Raw genomic sequence first — 3,193 nt, forward strand, 5'->3', positions numbered from 1 at the left:
AAAGGCGACGACATACTCTCCCACATAACTGCAGTACCATCTGCGCAGGCGGGCTTAACTACTCTGTTCGGGATGGGAAGAGGTGAGCCCCGCCGCAATAACCACCTTAAGAGGTTATAATTGCTTTGGGCAATCATTTTGCAATTAAAAATTTTGAATTAAAAATTAAAAATTGCAATAATATCTTAACATACTGAGATAAAGAAAATAAAAAGTGTTGAGAAAGTTTCTTCTCTCTCGTCTTTTGGACGAGAGAGAAAAGCGTACATAAGCTTACGGGTTATTAGTACTACTCGACTATGACATTACTGCCTTTACATCTATAGCCTATCAACGTAGTCATCTCCTACGACCCTTAAAAGAAATCTCATCTTGTGGTGGGTTTCGCGCTTATATGCTTTCAGCGCTTATCCCTTCCAAACGTAGCTACTCTGCGATGCCACTGGCGTGACAACAGATACACTAGAGGTTTGTCCAATTCGGTCCTCTCGTACTAGAATCAGATCCACTCAAATTTCTTGCGCCCACAGTAGATAGAGACCGAACTGTCTCACGACGTTCTGAACCCAGCTCGCGTGCCACTTTAATGGGCGAACAGCCCAACCCTTGGGACCTTCTCCAGCCCCAGGATGTGACGAGCCGACATCGAGGTGCCAAACCCCCCCGTCGATATGAGCTCTTGGGGGAGATCAGCCTGTTATCCCCGGCGTACCTTTTATCCTTTGAGCGATGGCCCTTCCATGCGGAACCACCGGATCACTATGCTCTACTTTCGTACCTGATCGACCTGTATGTCTCTCAGTCAAGCTCCCTTATGCCATTGCACTCTACGCACGGTTACCAAGCGTACTGAGGGAACCTTTAGAAGCCTCCGTTACTCTTTTGGAGGCGACCACCCCAGTCAAACTACCCACCAAGCAATGTCCCCCGAATTTCGGGGTTAGGCCTCAGACAAACAAAGGGTTGTATTTCAACAATGACTCCACAACGCCTAGCGACGCCACTTCACAGTCTCCAACCTATCCTACACATCATTTGTCCAAGGTCAATACTAAGCTATAGTAAAGGTGCACAGGGTCTTTTCGTCCCACTGCGGGTAAGCGGCATCTTCACCGCTACTACAATTTCACCGAGCTCATGGCTGAGACAGTGTCCAGATCGTTACACCATTCGTGCAGGTCGGAACTTACCCGACAAGGAATTTCGCTACCTTAGGACCGTTATAGTTACGGCCGCCGTTTACTGGGGCTTCATTTCAATGCTTCTCCGAAGATAACATCTCCACTTAACCTTCCAGCACCGGGCAGGTGTCAGGCCCTATACTTCATCTTACGATTTTGCAGAGCCCTGTGTTTTTGATAAACAGTCGCCTGGACCTCTTCACTGCGGCCCCGATTGCTCGGGGCGACCCTTCTCCCGAAGTTACGGGTCTATTTTGCCTAATTCCTTAGCCATGAATCTCTCGAGCACCTTAGGATTCTCTCCTCGACTACCTGTGTCGGTTTGCGGTACGGGTACTTATTACCTGAAGTTTAGAGGTTTTTCTTGGAAGCCCTTAGGCGCACTATCTCTTTGTCCGAAGACTCCGAGTACTATCGTATTTCCCCAAAACCCGTGGATTTGCCTGCGGGTCTTATAGGTAGGTACTTCAACGAACTATTCCGTCAGTTCGCGGCGCTTTCATCACTCCGTCACCCCATCACAGTAATAACTAGTACGGGAATATTAACCCGTTGTCCATCGACTGTCCCTTTCGGGTTCGCCTTAGGTCCCGACTAACCCACAGCTGATTAGCATAGCTGTGGAAACCTTAGTCTTTCGGTGTGCGGGTTTCTCGCCCGCATTATCGTTACTTATGCCTACATTTTCTTTTCTCACCGGTCCAGCATACCTTACGATACACCTTCTACCCTGTGAGAATGCTCCCCTACCACTTACAATTAATTGTAAATCCATAGCTTCGGTAATATACTTATGCCCGATTATTATCCATGCTCGTCCGCTCGACTAGTGAGCTGTTACGCACTCTTTAAATGAATGGCTGCTTCCAAGCCAACATCCTAGCTGTCTGGGCAGACAAACCTCGTTCTTTCAACTTAGTATATATTTGGGGACCTTAGCTGATGGTCTGGGTTCTTTCCCTCTCGGACTTGGACCTTAGCACCCAAGCCCTCACTGTTATGAAACATTATATAGCATTCGGAGTTTGTCAGGAATTGGTAGGCGGTGAAGCCCCCGCATCCAATCAGTAGCTCTACCTCTATATAACTTTACGCATAACGCTGCACCTAAATGCATTTCGGGGAGTACGAGCTATTTCCGAGTTTGATTGGCCTTTCACCCCTACCCACAGGTCATCCGAAGACTTTTCAACGTCAACCGGTTCGGACCTCCACTGTGTGTTACCACAGCTTCATCCTGCCCATGGGTAGATCACACGGTTTCGCGTCTAACACTACTGACTAAAGCGCCCTATTCAGACTCGCTTTCGCTACGGATCCGTGGCTTAACCACTTATCCTTGCCAGCAACGTTAACTCGTAGGCTCATTATGCAAAAGGCACGCCGTCACCCCACGAAAGGGCTCCGACCGCTTGTAAGCGTATGGTTTCAGGATCTATTTCACTCCGTTATTCACGGTTCTTTTCACCTTTCCCTCACGGTACTGGTTCACTATCGGTCTCTCAGGAGTATTTAGCCTTAGCGGATGGTCCCGCCAAATTCAGACAGGATTTCTCGTGTCCCGCCCTACTCAGGATACCACTATCGTTATCTTCTATTACTTATACAGGGCTATCACCTTCTTTGGCTTTACTTTCCAGTAAATTCTAATTCTATCCGCAACAAATAACGTGGTCCTACAACCCCAATATTGCCGTAACAACATTGGTTTGGGCTAATCCGCGTTCGCTCGCCACTACTTACGGAATCACTTTTGTTTTCTTCTCCTCCGCCTACTTAGATGTTTCAGTTCAGCGGGTTTGCCCACCTATCGGTGTACTATGTCTTCAACATAGTGGGTTGCCCCATTCGGGTATCTACGGATCAATTCGTGTGTGCCAATCCCCGTAGCTTTTCGCAGCTTATCACGCCCTTCATCGCCTCTGAGAGCCAAGGCATCCCCCATACGCCCTTATTTTGCTTATTGTACCAATCTAGTTGTAAACAACCAGACCGTTTCTTTTACTTGTCTA

General features: G+C 47.9%; 2 rRNA genes. Both read right to left on the reverse strand.

Annotation, left to right across the window (positions count from 1 at the left end):
- Positions 1-109, reverse strand: a 5S ribosomal RNA gene (gene rrf, locus ACFX5E_RS16150); the annotation flags it as partial.
- A gap of 154 nt (positions 110-263) precedes the next feature.
- Positions 264-3,147 (reverse strand): 23S ribosomal RNA (locus ACFX5E_RS16155).
- Positions 3,148-3,193 lie beyond the last annotated feature (46 nt).

Origin of the sequence: Flavobacterium xylosi, assembly GCF_042787345.1 — a bacterium.
In the GTDB taxonomy this organism is placed as follows: domain Bacteria; phylum Bacteroidota; class Bacteroidia; order Flavobacteriales; family Flavobacteriaceae; genus Flavobacterium; species Flavobacterium xylosi.